Genomic DNA, 18,527 nt, shown 5'->3' with positions numbered 1-18,527 from the left:
GCTTCGAGCCTACAAGGGTAGATCTGGAACCAGGATCAGCGCTGCGAGTCCGATCAGCCGTTTCGTGATGCTTCGAGCCTACAAGGGTAGATCTGGAACGATGGGACCGCGGCGCCGGCGTCCGTGAGGCGGCTGCTTCGAGCCTACAAGGGTAGATCTGGAACAATGTGGCGAAAATCGACGCTGCAACTGGGACCGAAGCTTCGAGCCTACAAGGGTAGATCTGGAACGCGTCCAGCGCGCGAACCGTGTCGTCGTCCGAGCCACTGCTTCGAGCCTACAAGGGTAGATCTGGAACAGCCGTCAAAATCTTCGCCGGTGAACAGAACGACGTGCTTCGAGCCTACAAGGGTAGATCTGGAACGAGTGGGCGGTCCCAGCCGTACCCCGCCGCGCGGACGCTTCGAGCCTACAAGGGTAGATCTGGAACCGGGACAAGTACCGGATACATGGCCATTGTACCAAGCTTCGAGCCTACAAGGGTAGATCTGGAACCGTGCGATCGAAGGAGACAGCGACACGGTCCAGTCGCTTCGAGCCTACAAGGGTAGATCTGGAACTCGTTCCAGACCCCCGTTTGGCCTTCGTGTCTAGTCGCTTCGAGCCTACAAGGGTAGATCTGGAACGGTCTATCTCGGCGCTGTAATGGTGGACTCCCTCGTTGCTTCGAGCCTACAAGGGTAGATCTGGAACCAGTAGTGTAGAGTGTGGGGTATGCGAGAGCAATTAGCTTCGAGCCTACAAGGGTAGATCTGGAACTTCGGCTACCTTACTCTCGTCAATAATATCTCCTTGGCTTCGAGCCTACAAGGGTAGATCTGGAACCAGCCGAGCTCGTACTCGAGAACTGCACGCCCCTTTGGCTTCGAGCCTACAAGGGTAGATCTGGAACACGCAGGACAGCTTAGGACTCCAATCCCCGCCAGAGCTTCGAGCCTACAAGGGTAGATCTGGAACGATGGGCACCACGGTCGCCACGATCGGCAACCCGGTGCTTCGAGCCTACAAGGGTAGATCTGGAACTCGATCGGGCACCCTGGAACGACGAACCACGGGGAGCTTCGAGCCTACAAGGGTAGATCTGGAACCTTCGGTTGGTAGTTCTCGAGTTCCGATTCGTCGGCCCGCTTCGAGCCTACAAGGGTAGATCTGGAACGGTCTTCGAGGAACGACATGAGATCGGCGTAGCTCGCTTCGAGCCTACAAGGGTAGATCTGGAACGATGATCGTGACCCCAGCGAGCACGATCCCGGCGAAGCTTCGAGCCTACAAGGGTAGATCTGGAACGTCCAGCGCTTTTACCGTGTCGTCGAGCGAGCCAGAGCTTCGAGCCTACAAGGGTAGATCTGGAACACTGAGCAGTCTTCGCAGTGTCCTGGATGGAGTCACGCTTCGAGCCTACAAGGGTAGATCTGGAACGTGAGTTTGCTCCCCTAGACCGAATAATCTCAAACGCTTCGAGCCTACAAGGGTAGATCTGGAACCCGTCTTCAAGCACCTCGAGAAAGAGAACAATGCTTCGAGCCTACAAGGGTAGATCTGGAACTCTGTCGCGTTTGCTGAACCAACCAGTCCGATCGAGCTTCGAGCCTACAAGGGTAGATCTGGAACAACGGCGAGATCGTCGGCCACCTGCGCCACGGTCAGCTTCGAGCCTACAAGGGTAGATCTGGAACCCTGGCCGAACCGAGTCACGGCCCGTTCGAGGGCGTTGCTTCGAGCCTACAAGGGTAGATCTGGAACCTCATCAAACTCTGCGACATCTATTGTGCCTTCGAGCTTCGAGCCTACAAGGGTAGATCTGGAACAGTGTGTCGCCGTAGCCATGTTCAGCGAAACTTGATGCTTCGAGCCTACAAGGGTAGATCTGGAACCTGCTTTGTATTCGGCCATAGGGTCACGGTCTAACCGCTTCGAGCCTACAAGGGTAGATCTGGAACTCAAACGATCGGTCGAAATGTATACAAGGCACGTGAGCTTCGAGCCTACAAGGGTAGATCTGGAACAAGTCCGACATGATCTGCTGGGATGGTATGTTCTAGATGGCTTCGAGCCTACAAGGGTAGATCTGGAACCGCGAGCGCCAGTCGCCTTTACACGACTTGTCGCAGCTTCGAGCCTACAAGGGTAGATCTGGAACTGGTCTGAGTCGACCTGGAGCTGTGGGTCGTCGATCGCTTCGAGCCTACAAGGGTAGATCTGGAACCAGCAACGGATTCAAGAGCTAATCCGGGCCGACACGGCTTCGAGCCTACAAGGGTAGATCTGGAACTGTTGGCGACAATGACGGCGTTGCGTTTTCCCTCGATCCTGCTTCGAGCCTACAAGGGTAGATCTGGAACCCGTGCAAACGATTCGTTCGTCGTCGCTACCACGGTTGCTTCGAGCCTACAAGGGTAGATCTGGAACCTGTGTCGAAATAGTCATCTCCACGGTTCAGCTCAAGGCTTCGAGCCTACAAGGGTAGATCTGGAACCGAAGAACCGCTCGATGGCGATCTCCGCCCTCGGCTCGCTTCGAGCCTACAAGGGTAGATCTGGAACTACGACGGCTGCGGACTGTGCGACGCCGACCTCGAGCTTCGAGCCTACAAGGGTAGATCTGGAACTTTCTCGGCCGGCACGGATCTGTTCCATGTCGTGGCTTCGAGCCTACAAGGGTAGATCTGGAACTAGCCGTCCGTCTGGGACCAGTTCCCGTCTGGTTCGCTTCGAGCCTACAAGGGTAGATCTGGAACCGTCGTCGGTGTCGTCGACGTCGACGTCCCGATCGGCGCTTCGAGCCTACAAGGGTAGATCTGGAACATGTGGTTGATGGCACTGGCTCGGGGGGTTGAGTCGAACTCTCCGTGCTTCGAGCCTACAAGGGTAGATCTGGAACACACTCCGAACAGACGTCTTGGTCCCCGGCCGTGCTGCTTCGAGCCTACAAGGGTAGATCTGGAACTCCGAACTCAGAGACACCGCAGTCAACGCATTCAACCGCTTCGAGCCTACAAGGGTAGATCTGGAACAACCGAGAGAATCGGGTACGGCGGGTGCGTACCTTGCTTCGAGCCTACAAGGGTAGATCTGGAACCTTTTGACGATGTGCGTTTCCTTGACCGATTCAATAGGCTTCGAGCCTACAAGGGTAGATCTGGAACCGAGAGCGTAACGGGAAACTGATAGGCGGTTACGGTGCTTCGAGCCTACAAGGGTAGATCTGGAACGCGAGACGAAGAGACGCTACGACAAAAGTATTTGGATGCTTCGAGCCTACAAGGGTAGATCTGGAACCTTGATTGATTCGACGGGATAGTTCTGACTTCGCAGGCTTCGAGCCTACAAGGGTAGATCTGGAACACGGAGGCTTATCCCCCTCCCGAACCCAGACCTCATTGCTTCGAGCCTACAAGGGTAGATCTGGAACCCGAGTAATCTACCTTTGATAGAGATGTATCAAGGTCGGCTTCGAGCCTACAAGGGTAGATCTGGAACCCGGCCAGGGTGGCGCCGACGATCGACTGTACCACGTTGCTTCGAGCCTACAAGGGTAGATCTGGAACGACGGGGGAAACCTCGGCAAGACCTTGCTCCACCTTAGCTTCGAGCCTACAAGGGTAGATCTGGAACGACGTCGACCTTCTCGAGGTCGGCAGCCTTCTCGGCGCTTCGAGCCTACAAGGGTAGATCTGGAACTCGAGGACAGCGACGAGTACGACCGTGACGACGGTTGCTTCGAGCCTACAAGGGTAGATCTGGAACGACGTCGTCACGGTCGTACTCGTCGCTGTCCTCGAGCTTCGAGCCTACAAGGGTAGATCTGGAACGACGACTGAGTCCGCGTCTTCGTGTGCCGAGTGCGCTTCGAGCCTACAAGGGTAGATCTGGAACCATCCCGAAATTGAGACTCTAACGCCATAAGGATGCGTTCTTTGGCTTGCTAATTCCGTCGACCCTCAATAACCTCTCACACCACGGGGGTCGACGGAACCAGCTGCTCCAAAACGAGACGCTAAAACGACGTTCGGTCAGAAACCGAATCAGATACGAGCCCAGCTGCCGTTTCTAAGCTATATACTGACTGATCGCTGGATGCATCTACGAAATAGTATCCTTTCTCAGTAATTGGTGTGAATACCGGTTCAGACAGGTCAGTATCACGAACCGGAATCGATACCGTTCGTGAGGAAAGATAGCGTTGGATCGCTCGAGTCCAGTCGTGGTAACCTTCTTCCAATGCTTCCTGGTACATTCGCACAAGTTTAAGATCGATAGAGTCGACGCAAACGACGACATCCGCAGTGGGATACTCATCGCTAATCAGCGATTCGTTAGCTAAGGTGCCGAACTTCCCCTTCTGAACAGCTGTTACCAAGCTATGATCTCCTGGAGACGCGGCCGAATGCAGTCGCTCATAGTATCTGTCGACGATATCACCAATCATCACTGATTCTTCGATTGTCGTCTCCGAGTGGTATGGTGCGAGTGCCTCTCGAGTTGGGTAGAGGAGATCGTACGAATTGGTATAAATGTAATAGCTCGGTGGTTTCGAGTTTGATCTCGGATTTGATAGTCGCCAAACCGTTACTGTACTGGCCTCATCACTGAACTCTCGATTGCACCGACCCGCAGCCTGAACGATCGATGGAATTGGGGCAATATCTCGATAGAGTCGATTGAAGCTAATGTCGACGCCGGCTTCGACTAACTGCGTCGAAATCACATAGAGTGACGTCTCTTCACAGTTTGTCAGCTGTCTAATTGCTGCTATCAGCAGTTTCCGATCGATTGGGCGCAATCGCGTCGTGAGTGTCGAGACGACTGTTTCACCCTGGACTCGCTCGACCAATTCTGTGACGATTTCTTCACGTGATGCTGTCTGTATCCGCTGTGTCTGAAGTAGTTCCTTCAGGTGGGCATTAAGATTCGTAGTTGATTGCAGGCGCGAAACTACAGCCGAGCTCAATTCGGTTGTACTCCGAATTGTATTGCAGATCACGAGCGTCGATTCAGTCGGGCCAGCGGTGATTTCTGTAGCTGCGTCGGAGATTGGAAGCGGAGAGGCAGACCGCGGGTTAGACACGTATTCGCTAACAGACTCGTGAAGTCTGAATTCAACTCGAGGGTGGGTTTCGATCAGATCATAGTATGTTCCGCTCTCTGGTAGGAATTCGAATGGTGTTGGCGCCTGATCGTCATACTGGAAGAGGCCAGGCTGTGTCGCTGTCATGAATATGATGTGAATGTTGTAGTGGTCTGCTAAACGCGTACAGAGATACGTGATTAGACGCCACCATGAATGCGACAGCGCCTGTGGTTCGTCGATTAGAATCACGCTATCTTGCAGCGCTGGTAGCTTTATCGACTGCGTGTTGGTCGGGCTAACAACTGACTCAAATAATTGAACGAACGTCGTCAGTACGAGATCTGCTTGCCAGCTTTCAGCGAGGAGATGTTGGTCGCGGAAGGGTGCATTGTCACCATCGTCTAGATCGGTTGGCCGCGTTCGTGTCTCGGCAAGGTGGTGATGGACTGTATAGCGCTCTTCAAGCGGAGACAGGCCGAAGACAGACTGAAAGATATCGTCAGTTTGGTCGATGATCGACGTATATGGAAGCGCATAGATCACCCTCCCTTCCTTGCGTTGTGCGAGTTCCAATGCGGTTTGTGTTCCGGTCAGTGTCTTTCCGAACCCGGTCGGAAGCGTGATCCGACCGATATTCACGTCCGCCTCGAGGAACTCATCGACTTGGTCCACGCAAGTTTTTCGCGCTTGTTCTCGTCGATTATTCAGCGTCTTTTGGATTCCGTGCTCCTCCGGGAGTGTCTCGATATAATCAGGGATCTGTCCTGGATCAATTGGGTTCGGAGAACGATTTGGGAGACCTGCCGAGCTAAGCTTGTCGGCACAAGTGAGAGTGCTCCAGACCCGAAGGAGATGGATGTATTCTCTGCTACCGGAATCAGTCGGTCGGTGGTCTTTGAGTACCGTTACTGTCTCCTTGCGTTTGAAATCTGCAACAAATTCCTTCAGTGCCTGCGATGGCTCGAGGTCGTCAGGACGAGCGGCAGATAGGATCTCCCCTGCAGCATCTTGGAGCGGTTCGTTCTCGAGAATACTCTCGACTTGTGTAGTTGGAGTTGCACTGGTAAACGGGCCGAACTCGGCTGAGCCCATATACTCACTGATCGTACGAAAGTCGTTCAGATGCGTTGCATGGTGTTTTGCGACAGCCAGGAACCCGACCGCCTGCCAGTGTTTCGAGAGGCCACACTGTCGAAGTACGTGCTGGCATGCAAACGCTCCCAAGTATGCATGGCTCCGTTTCTTCCGTGAGACCGTCTCCGAGTAATCGCCTCGATCGCGTGCATGAATATACTGCTGGAAGAAGGCGTTCAACTTCCCGAAATCGTGTAGATAGGCAGCTACGGAGACGACCGTCTCGAGTTCCTCACTACACTCCGGTAGGAGCTCAAGTGCCCGGTTTTCGACGTCCTCAAGGTGTGGGACAAGTCGGTTGGGGCGACTCTGATTCGAAGACCGTGGGCGGGCAAGTATCGGCGGAACTGGGAGATTCACTTTTCTAGATGAACGTCACTGGCCGGTCGTGAATCTCGTACACTGCTGCGTCGTCGTTCACTTCGATTGGCTCATTTCCGTCTTTCCGATAGGCGTACGCCGCAAATTCCGTGGTTCGACGCGAGCGCCCATCCTGTTCCATATGTCGCGGTGATCGCTCTGTTGCGAGCTGCGCACCTGTCGGGATCGCATCCTCGAGTGGCACGACAGAGTGGGCTTCGTCCGCGTCGATACGTTCTGGCTCAGATCGTCCATGGTACGTGATCGAAGCGAGACACTCACTCTTTCCGAGTGATGGCGTGTAGACTGATTCACCTGCCTCTAACATCTCTGCTAATTCTTCGCTGATCTCGCTGTCAGCGTGACAGACATCGATCCGGTAGCTGGCGTCGGTGAGATATTCATAGAAGTTCCGTTGTCTGTCCTCTAACGTCTTCTCGACTTTGAGAAAAGCCCCCTCTGCATCGTGACCGCCACGGCTACTCCGGTAGGCGTCTTTCGTCGTCAGTTCGGCTTGGGGGACTGGCATAGTCGTGATGGGCTCCTCGAGTGAAATCGCGATGCGACAACGATCTGGATGAAAATCATCGTAGTAGCTGTCGCGATCATAGCCGAGGATCCCAGCCAAGAGGCCGATCACGGTGGTTCGTGGCATGATTCGATACGTCTGTTTCGCTGTCGTCGTATCGATCCGCCGGAAATGGGCCCAGTCACCGCTAATCGTAAACGAAACCGAGTCCGGGATCGCTTCGGAACTCATCGGTCGGTGGATTGGTCGTACGGTTCGACGATGGTGACCGGTCCTGCCTTCTCGAGTTCCGTGTACAGTAGCTCCGGCCCGCCAAGTTCACCATTTGAACTGAAGGTGACGTACTTGTTTGCACAGACACGAATTTCGTTGATCCGTTCAGAGACGGGAGATGACGAGAGCTGATCGACAAGGTCGCCAATCTCGATGGTGACATCGCTAATATCTCTCATCTCACGTGGTGGCGCAGACTCTGCTTCGTTGATGCTCAGCAAGTCATCGAGATCGCCCTCGTGGTAGCCACCGTCGAACTCAACGCGGAGGTACATCCGTGGCTGGTGCCCCATCTTGGAACGGGTTAGCGTCTGGTTCTTCAGTGCCCGCCAGATGACCGTATCCAATCGACTGACATCGCTTTTCCTCAAGTCCGTCATTGACCCGTTGACTTCATTGAGGATTCCGTGGAAATTGATCAGGGCATACTGCAATCGATTGTCCTCAGCAAACGTCCCCTGATCGTCGTCTGCATCGCTCTGGATCGTGACTGACAGCTTCTTGCTCTCCGAGTTTTCGACGACCTCGTGCATACTCCGTCCGTGGCTGAACTGAAGCGGACCAGTGTATTGTGGAGTAGAGATGTCTGCTTCCTCGAGGGCATCCTGGACTTTGTCGTCAAAAGATAGCGTCGCACCAAAGTACCGAACGTCAGTCGCCTTTTCGAGGAACCGGTCAAAGAGTTCCTCGGAGTCCATCTCTTTGATCTCGTCTTGTGTGGTGTCGAGTAGATCTAAGAAGAGATCGTCTCGAGTACGTCCTTGCTCTCCTTCTTTCGCTGGATTGCGGATATAGACTCCAAGGTTGTCGTCGTGGAGCTGATCGCGAATAAAGCGCTTGAGTCGAACATCGGTGACGACTGCTTGTTGCGTATTCTCGTCGATTCGAGGGCGGTCGTTTGCGGATAGCGGGTTTCCGTTTGGATTCGCGTCTTCGGCGTCGTAAAGGAAGACAATTTCAGAACGATTCTCCACTCCTGCGGTCTCATCATCCATGGTTTCACTCATTGTTATAGTATGTTTGTGATAGGTCAGTTAGCTTGTTTCTAGCTATCGTTACTACTCGCTTTCCTCGTCTTCGTGGTAGAGCGACTGGTCAGATTTGCCATACGCAATCCCCAGACTGTACAGCCACTGGATTTCTTGCGTCAGAAGCTCCCACGAGTCGGGGTTCTTGTCCAGCATTGCGTCGGCAAGACGTGACGTATAGCGCTGGTTCATGTTCCCGCGCCGTTCATCCATCTGCGCATACGTCTCGTTTTTCTCCAGTATCTGGCTGGCCACTGAGGGAATCGATTGCTTCGTGATCGATGACGGAGGGTGTTGTTCAACTACCTTCCGCGAAACCTCCTCCTTATGCTGGAACGCTGTGAGACGTCCCGCTAACCCTCCAAGAAGGAAAACCGCCCTCGCTTCTGGTGTTGCTAATGCATCGTGGTCGTCGATGAAACTCTCTAATCTGGATTCGCGCGTTTGCTCCCCAGGTGTGCTCGATTCCATTAGCGTGTAGTCATGTTCAGATGTATGGGATATATGGTTTTCTAACAACAAATCTGCATTGGCAAGTGCTGTCAACCGTGCGTACTGGCCCAGAACGACGTTCGATGGGAAACTACCGTTTCCGTTCGACTGATTGTCCCGGAACTCGCGCTCGATTTTGAGCACGAAGAGATCAAGGAGAGTATCAGCGCTGATTTTGTCTCCTCGTACTAACTTCCCACTCAGTGTGAGGAAGGGGTCATCGGGAGACGGATCATCGTCACTGGTGTCGTCCGGATCAGGCGACTGAGCAATCGTCGAATAGAACCACCGACCAGAAAGAACCTCCTTGGCGACGTTTTGACTCGGCCGCACGTAATCTGTCCTTTCAATAAGGTCGCCGAACAGTTCAGACTCCTGTAAGGCAACGCCAAGGTTATGATATGCCGCCTCGAGATCGGTCAACGGACCGAGTGACACCGACGGCTCGTCGACGAACACTTGTGTTGGATCTAATCCCTTGGCAACGTAGAGGCCGTACACACGGAGCCAGGTGTCGTACCCATCGAAAGCAGTCATCTCGTCATCCAGATCAGCTAAGAAGTCGTCGATGGCCTCCGAGCTGACTGCGGACTTTTCCACCAAGCGCTCAGTGTCCACTTCGTCCTCGAAGAGTCGAACGACCTCATCCTGGAACTCGTCCTGATCCGCTTCTACTAGTTGCTTGTATACATCCGAGTAAAAACGCTGGAACGTCTCCGGCGTAATTGCTGTTTCAGGGTAGGGCAGCATGTAGAATCGAACCCCCTGAAAACCAGTGTAGAACTCATCGATAATGCTTCCAAACCGGTCAACGACAACAGCTGCTTCCGGCGTTAAGGGTCTGGATCGCCATGCATCGTCTTTGTTGAGGTCCGGAAACAGCTCTGGCTGCTTCTTTCCGAACTGACCAAGCACACCAGGCGAACCGCCAGTCACGCGATCGTCGCTATCGGTGATGAACCCGGTCCCAGTACCAGTTGGATCCGAGTCGGGCATCGAAATGCCATCCCGAAAATGCTCACGGCGGCATTCGTATGCTGCTTCGTTCAATACTGGTATCTCCCCAGGATAGAGGAACTCCCCGTCTGGCTCGAGTTTGATCTTGACTGTGACGAGAGCTCGTGTCTCCTCGAACTCTACACTCTCGAGTAACGCTTCCGTCAGCTCCTCCATCGCATCCTCATCTTCCCCGAGCTGGGACAGGAGATCAATAATCCATCCGTCTGAATGCTCTTCAGCGACAGCCTGTGCTCCAGGTCGGTTCGGCCACTCTTCGAATCGTCCGCGAAGAAACCGACTCCCCCACGTATCGTGAGCGATCGTCTCGATATCAGTCTCGCTGCTGCCAGAATGGTTCGTGATCGAATAGTCCGTCGCTGCACCTGCCTTTCGCTGGTTTTTCAGATATCCAAGCTGGAAACAGTTTTCTCTCGTGTAGCTCTGGACTTCGATCGGGGTCTCTGCAAGCGTTGGTTCCGATCCCGAGAGGTCTATCCTGGCGGCAATGATACTGTTCGACTCCTCTTCTGCCAGCAGTTCAGTAGCGACGGAGACCTTACTGACGGCTTCTGGGTCCATCCGATCTGGGACTGTCGATTCGGTCAACCGTTCATACCGATCACAGGCCGTGTACAAACACGCGATATCGTAGAGACTCGAGAGAGGCCGATCAGGAACTTCCTCGAGGACGGTATCAATAGACGCGTCAGACGCCACCTTCGATGCCATTACTCGGCCACCTCCCGGTTGACGAACCCAAAGCCCAACTGGTTACGCCAGCCCATCCCAGTATCGAGTAGCAGATTGAGCCAGCGCCGGTGGTCTTCGTTTCGAACGGTGTAATCGAATTTCCACTTCGTCACCAGAAACGTGTATTCATAGGTATTATCCGATGTAACTGCCACATCGACAGTGTACGTCTTTTCGAGCGTTAGATCGGTGAAGAGCTCTGTCTCTGGAGAGACCGTTTCTAAATAATCTGCGTGGATGGTGTCATGCTTCCAGGCCAAATTCTCCCGTACCCGCTCGAGGAAGATCTCGAGTGAGTAATCAGGGCTCCATCCGATCTGTTCAGCGTTTGCCTCGGTCTCGATCCCGTATTCGTCCCATCGTTCCTGTGGCAGCGGAATGTAGACACCAGTGTCTGTTTTGAGCGTTCCGCTGGTCCCAGTTTCGCCGACATCTGGCGAGAGTACGCTGCAGTCGTCTACGTGGAAGGCCATCTCGCCGACGTTGAATTCGGTTCCTGGTTCGAACCGATCAGCGAGCACGCGGATCAACCCCTCGCGGTGGGACGCGATGAGAACGTGGCGGATATCTCCTTCTGAGATCTGTTTAACGGGAAAGATGTTGGAGAAGCAAAACGCTGGTACGGACCGTTCTCCGTGGAGATCGTAGAACGGTGTTCCAGAGAGAGCGTCCCAGATAACTCCGCGGAGTTTATTGTGATACTCCGGGTTGTATACTGCGTCTGCGTCGGCCCGTAGCCGTACAAGGATACGCATACGGGGACAACTGTCTTTACTCAATAAAAAAACTATGACATGAACGTCATAGGATTGTATCTATTTGTTACCTTCACTCTCATTTCGATCGCACTCTGCGCTGCGAGCCTACAAGGGTAGTTCTGGAACTGACGAGTGCGATCTTGGGCAAACGGAGTACCAGGTGCTTCGAGCCCACAAGGGTAGTTCTGGAACAATGAGCCAGTGAGACCATCGGGAAGATAAACGGTGCTTCGAGCCCACAAGGGTAGTTCTGGAACGAACACCCACGCTTCTTCGTCAGGATCCCAGACAGGCGGCTTCGAGCCCACAAGGGTAGTTCTGGAACTATCGACGTCGAACGGCAGTGTCGCGGTCATCGAGCTTCGAGCCCACAAGGGTAGTTCTGGAACTGGCCGCCTCCGTCACGCGGGCGTTTGGTCTCGAGTGAGCTTCGAGCCCACAAGGGTAGTTCTGGAACTTTAGATTGTATCTCATTTGATGCACCACAAAGGGCGCTTCGAGCCCACAAGGGTAGTTCTGGAACTTAACTGAACTATAGCATATCTTTAGCCGACTTAGCTTCGAGCCCACAAGGGTAGTTCTGGAACACGTTTCGTTTGGCCAACCGACTATCCTCAAACTGAAGCTTCGAGCCCACAAGGGTAGTTCTGGAACACGTTTCGTTTGGCCAACCGACTATCCTCAAACTGAAGCTTCGAGCCCACAAGGGTAGTTCTGGAACCGGATGGACGCAGCCGATTGTCGTCGAGAAGGACGCTTCGAGCCCACAAGGGTAGTTCTGGAACCCGGTTCGTACAGCACTTGCCTGTGTCCGTCATTTCGCTTCGAGCCCACAAGGGTAGTTCTGGAACCGGCGCAGAGAAGAGGAGATCGCGAGAGAGGCAGTCGCTTCGAGCCCACAAGGGTAGTTCTGGAACGGTCTTCGGACGACGACCCCAAGGGTAAGAGCGGGGCTTCGAGCCCACAAGGGTAGTTCTGGAACACGATCTCGACCCAGGGATGCAGTTCTGGCCAGAGGCTTCGAGCCCACAAGGGTAGTTCTGGAACCAATGACAAAGACTCCGCGGGGGTACCCGGACGAGATCGCTTCGAGCCCACAAGGGTAGTTCTGGAACTGTGATCGATTCATACAGGCACCTCGTCACCGATTAGCTTCGAGCCCACAAGGGTAGTTCTGGAACAAGAGCGCCGGACCGTCTCGCTAGACCCAGAGGTTGCTTCGAGCCCACAAGGGTAGTTCTGGAACTACAGAAACCCGACGTTCTGGCCGTAATCACTGGCCGCGCTTCGAGCCCACAAGGGTAGTTCTGGAACGAGGCTCGAGCCGAGGAGTTAGGCGTCTCAATCGCTGCTTCGAGCCCACAAGGGTAGTTCTGGAACAGAGTCGGGGCCGTTGGCGACTACATCCTAACTGCTTCGAGCCCACAAGGGTAGTTCTGGAACGTTCTTCGATGAAAACATCGTCATGATGTGATCAGTGCTTCGAGCCCACAAGGGTAGTTCTGGAACGCGGCCAGCCTCGAGGCCGCGTTCGGTCCCAGCCCGGCTTCGAGCCCACAAGGGTAGTTCTGGAACGATACTCCCGTCATGGAGGGTCGCGGACGTCCGCAGGCTTCGAGCCCACAAGGGTAGTTCTGGAACGTACAGATCGGGTTTCTCGTCGGCACCTTCGTCGATGCTTCGAGCCCACAAGGGTAGTTCTGGAACGCAGTAGCAGGTTCCGAATCGCTTGTTCGTATCAAAAGCTTCGAGCCCACAAGGGTAGTTCTGGAACGCAGCACTGACGGTATAGTACCGACTGACGACAATCGCTTCGAGCCCACAAGGGTAGTTCTGGAACGTCCTTTGTCCGGTTCGAAGGGTAGGGGTGGGAGGGGCTTCGAGCCCACAAGGGTAGTTCTGGAACAGCGCGAAGAGTAGCCAAAACCCTATGTCCCTTTAACGGCTTCGAGCCCACAAGGGTAGTTCTGGAACCCTTCGACCTCTTGGTGTCCCTGCTTGTACGGCAGGGCTTCGAGCCCACAAGGGTAGTTCTGGAACTTCCATGAATTGCCCGTTTTCATCCCGTGGCATGCTTCGAGCCCACAAGGGTAGTTCTGGAACTATGAGCTATCGAACCCGGAGGCGTTCGGGCTCATGATGCTTCGAGCCCACAAGGGTAGTTCTGGAACGGCCAACCGCTAAACGTGAATCTGACTTGGAGCTGCGCTTCGAGCCCACAAGGGTAGTTCTGGAACATGCGAGAGGCCCTTACAGAGCGAACTGAACTCAAAGCTTCGAGCCCACAAGGGTAGTTCTGGAACGAACCCTGCCGGGCCGTCCGACGTCCTACCAAAGAGCTTCGAGCCCACAAGGGTAGTTCTGGAACATCGTCGCTCGAGTTGCCCCGCTCGAACCACTCGAAGCTTCGAGCCCACAAGGGTAGTTCTGGAACACGGCGTAGGACCGGCTACAGCAGACGCTATCATGGCTTCGAGCCCACAAGGGTAGTTCTGGAACAAGTCGGAGAAAGCACATAACGACCCGGAACTGTTAGCTTCGAGCCCACAAGGGTAGTTCTGGAACTTTATCTCGAGTGTGATTTCTCCCTCAAACCCAGGGTGCTTCGAGCCCACAAGGGTAGTTCTGGAACGAGGGGATCGGTGCGGCCCGCCGCGGCGAAACCTGGCTTCGAGCCCACAAGGGTAGTTCTGGAACGACAATATCGTCATCATGGACACGATGGACGAGGTGCTTCGAGCCCACAAGGGTAGTTCTGGAACACCCCTGTTGAGATAGATAATCTTACCGTTGAGGACGCTTCGAGCCCACAAGGGTAGTTCTGGAACTCGACGACGACGGTTCGCTCAGTGTCGCTCGAGGATGGCTTCGAGCCCACAAGGGTAGTTCTGGAACCCTCGGTCAGGTCGTCCAGGAGTTCAGCTTCACGACGCTTCGAGCCCACAAGGGTAGTTCTGGAACTCGGCCTCGCGCTGCCCCATCTCGGTGTGGTTAGCGCTTCGAGCCCACAAGGGTAGTTCTGGAACCTGGGAGCGCGATATCGGCGGCATACAAGACAAAACCGCTTCGAGCCCACAAGGGTAGTTCTGGAACGATGTAAATGAGCATCCCGTCGTACTTCCTGATCTTGCTTCGAGCCCACAAGGGTAGTTCTGGAACTGTCGTCGCCGGGAACGACCTCGTTGGTCTCGTTGATGCTTCGAGCCCACAAGGGTAGTTCTGGAACTCAAGTGCGACGACCCCGACGATCCCCTCGAGGTGCTTCGAGCCCACAAGGGTAGTTCTGGAACCATGTCCAAATCAGCAATATACAGCCATAATACTATGGATAGCAGCTGCTCGATTCCGTCGACCTCCAATACCCCTGGAACCCCCAGGGGTCGACGACAAATTGGACTTCATACTTCCTCCAAACACTCAGAAATCGTAGTAGGATCGTCGACGACATCTCCCTCAAGTGGCGGGTAGAATCACGATCGGGAAGTAGAAACAGATTCTGTTCGCGGCTATTCGATCTCGAGTGCGTTGACGAGCAGATCGTCCTGGACAGGTCGGCCGGAAAACCTTAGTTTCCGCCGGAAATAACTTTTGGCTACAAGAGCTACTAAATATGAAACTCCGTCAACCAACAGACTTTCTGATCCTTGAGGCACTCGAGGACAAAGGTCGGAACGTTGCGACGAATTTAGCCGCTCACACGGGAAAGAGCCGCGACAACATCAACACACGATTGCCGGTGCTTGAAGACTACGGCCTCGTTCGAAAGATCGGCCCAACTGACCGATCCGGATTGTATGAAGTCACGTCCGACGGAAAGGCGGCGCTTCTCCACCAGGACCAGTACGACCAAGTGGACAACTTCAGGGAACTCATCGAAGGACCCAACACCGCCACCAGCGACAACATCGACGACCCTCAAGCGAGCTTCGCCCGCTCTGAAGACGAGACCGAAAAAACCTGAGCGGCTCTGTTGAAACTCTCATACCGTGATAGGTTTCAGCGACCCTGTTGCCTACTTGCTCTGTACTGGACATTCACTATAGAACCCAAAGGGCACGTGACCTATTCTACGATACGCTCCGAATGTGGCAAGGGCTGGTATCCGATTTGAGATCGGTGATGACCGATCAATACAGATGACTCACATGTTGTGAAATAAATATAGATTTAAGCATCATTATAGTGTGTTAACAATGAAGGGGCGGCGGTTCACACCCTGTCACACGCTCCCACCCATTCATTTAACTGAAAAGTGATATTATCAGTAGATAGTAGCACGTTTCTTTATTCAGAATCATATATGAAAGTGAACCAGGCAGTTCGGTAACTGCGTGTGCGAATGGAACGGCTTCGACTTATTCGCTCGTTAGTTCGCGCAGCTTTTTTCGCCCCGGAGCGATCAGCTCATCGAGATATCCGACTACCGTCTCTTTCGCATCTGCCGGGTGCAACTCCCCGGATTCGAGCGCCGCCGCAAGGTCATCGTAGCACTCGTACGTCTGATTTCCACCGTACTTCTCGGGTCGTCGTACGGTCACTGACTCGAATCGCGGAAACACGTAGTACTCGAATAACTGTAGGACGGGGTTCTCGCGGTCGCCCTCGGGATCACGGGTCGGAGGACAAAACGCCGACTCGATCTTTCGCTTGAGATCCGCAGTGGAATCCTCCATCGAGATCGTCGTCCCCTTGCTCGACGACATCTTTCCTTCGCCTGTTTCGAGATCGGCGAGGATGGGCGTGTGCAAACACGGTCGCACCTCGTATCCCAGCTCCGGCAGTTTCTCCCGGGCGAGCATGTGTACTTTCCGCTGGTCGGTTCCGCCGACAGCGAGATCGATGCCGAGGAATTCGAAATCGAGGACTTGCATCAAGGGGTACACTGTATGGCTCACCGTTGCGGTGTCGCCGCTTTGGAGTTCGGCAACCGCTCGTTGGGCGCGGTTGAGTGTCGTCGAGACGCCGAGTTCGTGCAGATCGAGCGAGTAGTACGCTTCAAGCTGGAAATCAGACCCGTAGACATATTCAGTCTTGTTCTCGTCGAGGCAGTACGCGGCGAACTGTGCCTTCATTCGCTCCGCTGTCTCGTGGATCTCCTCGAAACTGCCCTTCCCGTTGAGATGTGCGTGAACGTCTGCAAGCAGGACTACAACATCCATCCCCGCTTCCTGCGCGTCGATGAGTTTGTTCGCCGTCAGAAGGTGGCCGAGGTGGAGGACACCGGATGGTTCGTAGCCGACGTAGACCCGTTTGTCTGCCGGATCATCGGCGAGTTCACGTACCTCTTGCTCGGTAACGACTTCCTCGGTGTTCCGGGTGAGTAACTCGTGGGTATTCATACAGATTGCATCTCCTTTGACCCAGAAATCTTCATAGCGTCCAATGTGTCGATCACAGTCGCCAGATCATCGTTTAGCGTCTCAACGAATTCTTCGGCGCGATCCGTCGTCGTTGCACCTGCTGAACACGGTTCAATGAGTTCTTCTTCCTCAAGAACACGCAGCGAGTACCGAACCTTATGGTGCGGAAGACCAGTCTTGGTAGATAATTTGACGATACCAATCGGTTCGGCCTGCCATACGAGGACGAATACCTCTAAATGCCGATCGAGAACATCGACCTCTTTCTCAAGTCGGTCAATTATGGTTTGCTCGACCATACCACCTCAAGCTATCCGCTGAAAATATATAAATTAATTTAAGGTGTGCTATGATGGCTGTAATACTAAATGCTATTCTACCACATGGTGTTCGAACCGATTGCTATACCCCCTATACTGAACGCGAGTTTCGCGCACTACTCTGAATAAAGAAACCGTATTACCAACTACTGTTAAGGCCACAAAAGCTTCACTATCAGTCTAAGGAGTTAGAAATCCTTCAAGGATTTATACATATACTGCTTGAAGGATAAGACAGCTATGATTGATCTTACCGATCATGTGGCGCTCGTAACCGGTGCAGCCGGTGGTATCGGGGAAGCAACCGCGAAGGTGCTTGCAGAAAACGGGGCCGATGTCGTCGTAACCGATGTCGTCGAGGGTATCGAAGAAACGGCAGCGGATGTTGAGGAAACGGGCTCAAAAGCGGTCGCTGAAGAGATGGACGTAACTGACGAAGAAGAAGTTGATGCGGTCGTCGAAGCAACTCTTGAAGAGTTCGGTCGCTTGGATATCCTTGTGAACGTTGCGGGAATTTTCCCCACGCACACGCTTGAGGAGATGACAAAAGAGGACTGGAAGCAAGTAATTGACATCAACCTGACCGGGACGTATAACTGCACGCAGGCAGCGCTGCCTGCGATGCGAGAGGAAAACTACGGCCGGATTGTCAACATTTCGTCGGCTTCGGGCGGCCATATCGGCTGGTCGAACGACCTTGCACACTACGCAGCCAGTAAAGGCGGCGTAGTTGGATTCACTAGGAGCGCCGCTCTCGACGTCGCTCAACATGGAATCACAATGAACGCAATCGTCCCAGGACTCATTGACACCGGCGCGCCACAGTCGGTCTCCGAAGAGGAGGAACTGGAGGCCGGCGTACAGATGACTGCTTTCGATCGAATGGGCGAACCGGAAGAAATCGCAAACGCCGTTACGTTCCTAGCCTCAGAAGAGGCCAGCTACATCACGGGTGCAAAACTCGTCGTTGACGGCGGTTACACGCTGGTCTAATCACCAAAGGGGAGTGTGAGACGTATTCTAAGACACCCTGCACGTTTGCTGGCTGTACTGCAGAGAGTGACGAGAACGTCGATAGCAGTGCTCGGGCGCCACCAAAGAGTTATTTATTTTTCGTATATTGTTATTCATGTGTGATTCGGGTAATTTGATGGATAAGCGAGCCGCCAGCAACCACTGGCAATCGACCGACGAGTGGTAGACCCGGACCCACGACACAGCCATGAGCGATTCCAATCCACTAGTGGACCGCCGAACAGTGCTCCGAACGAGCGGTGCGAGCATCGCCACGGCCATTGCCAGCGGTACCGCGATCGTCGGTACCGCAAGTGCCTCTGACTCTCATCCGAAGGATGACGCAATTGAATACAGCTGGTGGAATGGACACCGGAGCGAGGTCTCCTGGCGGCAACGATTCAAATATCGCCATCTCGAACCGGGTCCGTTAGTCCTCA

Annotated in this window: 10 protein-coding genes and 2 CRISPR repeat arrays; of the genes, 3 read left to right on the top strand and 7 right to left on the bottom strand. The window is 54.0% G+C overall.

Going from position 1 to position 18,527, the window contains the following annotated elements; all coding sequences use genetic code 11:
• Position 1: 1 nt before the first annotated feature.
• Positions 2-3,875: a CRISPR direct-repeat array (repeat unit 29 nt; unit sequence CTTCGAGCCTACAAGGGTAGATCTGGAAC).
• 121 nt (positions 3,876-3,996) lie between these two features.
• From cas3 to cas6, 5 genes are read right to left on the bottom strand one after another with little or no spacing between them, the layout of a single operon-like run.
• Positions 3,997-6,564 carry a CRISPR-associated helicase Cas3' gene (gene cas3 / locus RBH26_RS20545; protein ID WP_306760228.1) on the bottom strand — a complete coding sequence of 856 codons (2,568 nt, stop codon included), beginning with the start codon at positions 6,562-6,564 and terminating at the stop codon, positions 3,997-3,999.
• Between the two features lie 4 nt (positions 6,565-6,568).
• Positions 6,569-7,324 (bottom strand): type I-B CRISPR-associated protein Cas5b, encoded by a 756-nt coding sequence (gene cas5b / locus RBH26_RS20540; protein ID WP_306760227.1) that lies wholly within the window; start codon positions 7,322-7,324, stop codon positions 6,569-6,571.
• Positions 7,321-8,373 (bottom strand): type I-B CRISPR-associated protein Cas7/Csh2, encoded by a 1,053-nt coding sequence (cas7b, locus tag RBH26_RS20535; RefSeq protein ID WP_306760226.1) that lies wholly within the window; start codon positions 8,371-8,373, stop codon positions 7,321-7,323. Before cas7b ends, cas5b begins: the two co-directional genes overlap by 4 nt.
• Positions 8,374-8,424: 51 nt before the next feature.
• Positions 8,425-10,614 (bottom strand): TM1802 family CRISPR-associated protein, encoded by a 2,190-nt coding sequence (locus RBH26_RS20530; protein ID WP_306760225.1) that lies wholly within the window; start codon positions 10,612-10,614, stop codon positions 8,425-8,427.
• Positions 10,614-11,390: a CRISPR-associated endoribonuclease Cas6 gene (gene cas6, locus RBH26_RS20525; protein WP_306760224.1), complete on the bottom strand. Its 777-nt coding sequence runs from the start codon at positions 11,388-11,390 to the stop codon at positions 10,614-10,616. The genes RBH26_RS20530 and cas6 overlap by 1 nt, the downstream gene beginning before the upstream one ends.
• A gap of 99 nt (positions 11,391-11,489) precedes the next feature.
• Positions 11,490-14,683: a CRISPR direct-repeat array (repeat unit 30 nt; unit sequence GCTTCGAGCCCACAAGGGTAGTTCTGGAAC).
• 320 nt (positions 14,684-15,003) lie between these two features.
• Between cas6 and RBH26_RS20520 the strand changes: the two genes are divergently transcribed.
• Complete coding sequence (locus RBH26_RS20520; RefSeq protein WP_306760223.1) at positions 15,004-15,354, top strand: winged helix-turn-helix domain-containing protein; 351 nt, start codon at positions 15,004-15,006, stop codon at positions 15,352-15,354.
• A gap of 394 nt (positions 15,355-15,748) precedes the next feature.
• Here RBH26_RS20520 and RBH26_RS20515 read toward each other — a convergent pair whose 3' ends face one another.
• The gene (locus RBH26_RS20515; protein ID WP_306760222.1) at positions 15,749-16,732 is read right to left on the bottom strand and encodes a tyrosine--tRNA ligase; all 984 of its coding nucleotides are present in this window, start codon (positions 16,730-16,732) and stop codon (positions 15,749-15,751) included.
• Positions 16,729-17,037, bottom strand: a complete 309-nt coding sequence (locus RBH26_RS20510; RefSeq protein ID WP_306760229.1) for a hypothetical protein — start codon at positions 17,035-17,037, stop codon at positions 16,729-16,731. Before RBH26_RS20510 ends, RBH26_RS20515 begins: the two co-directional genes overlap by 4 nt.
• A 276-nt stretch (positions 17,038-17,313) precedes the next feature.
• Between RBH26_RS20510 and RBH26_RS20505 the strand changes: the two genes are divergently transcribed.
• Together RBH26_RS20505 and RBH26_RS20500 are read left to right on the top strand one after the other, a co-directional pair.
• Positions 17,314-18,066: an SDR family NAD(P)-dependent oxidoreductase gene (locus RBH26_RS20505; RefSeq protein ID WP_306760221.1), complete on the top strand. Its 753-nt coding sequence runs from the start codon at positions 17,314-17,316 to the stop codon at positions 18,064-18,066.
• Between the two features lie 229 nt (positions 18,067-18,295).
• A partial coding sequence (locus RBH26_RS20500) for a hypothetical protein (protein WP_306760220.1) occupies positions 18,296-18,527 on the top strand: 232 nt, incomplete at its 3' end.

This window comes from Natronolimnohabitans sp. A-GB9, assembly GCF_030848565.1.
In the GTDB taxonomy this organism is placed as follows: Archaea; Halobacteriota; Halobacteria; order Halobacteriales; family Natrialbaceae; genus Natronolimnohabitans.
The sequence above is the reverse complement of the archived record's forward strand: the minus strand, read 5'-3'. Positions and strand labels throughout refer to the sequence as shown.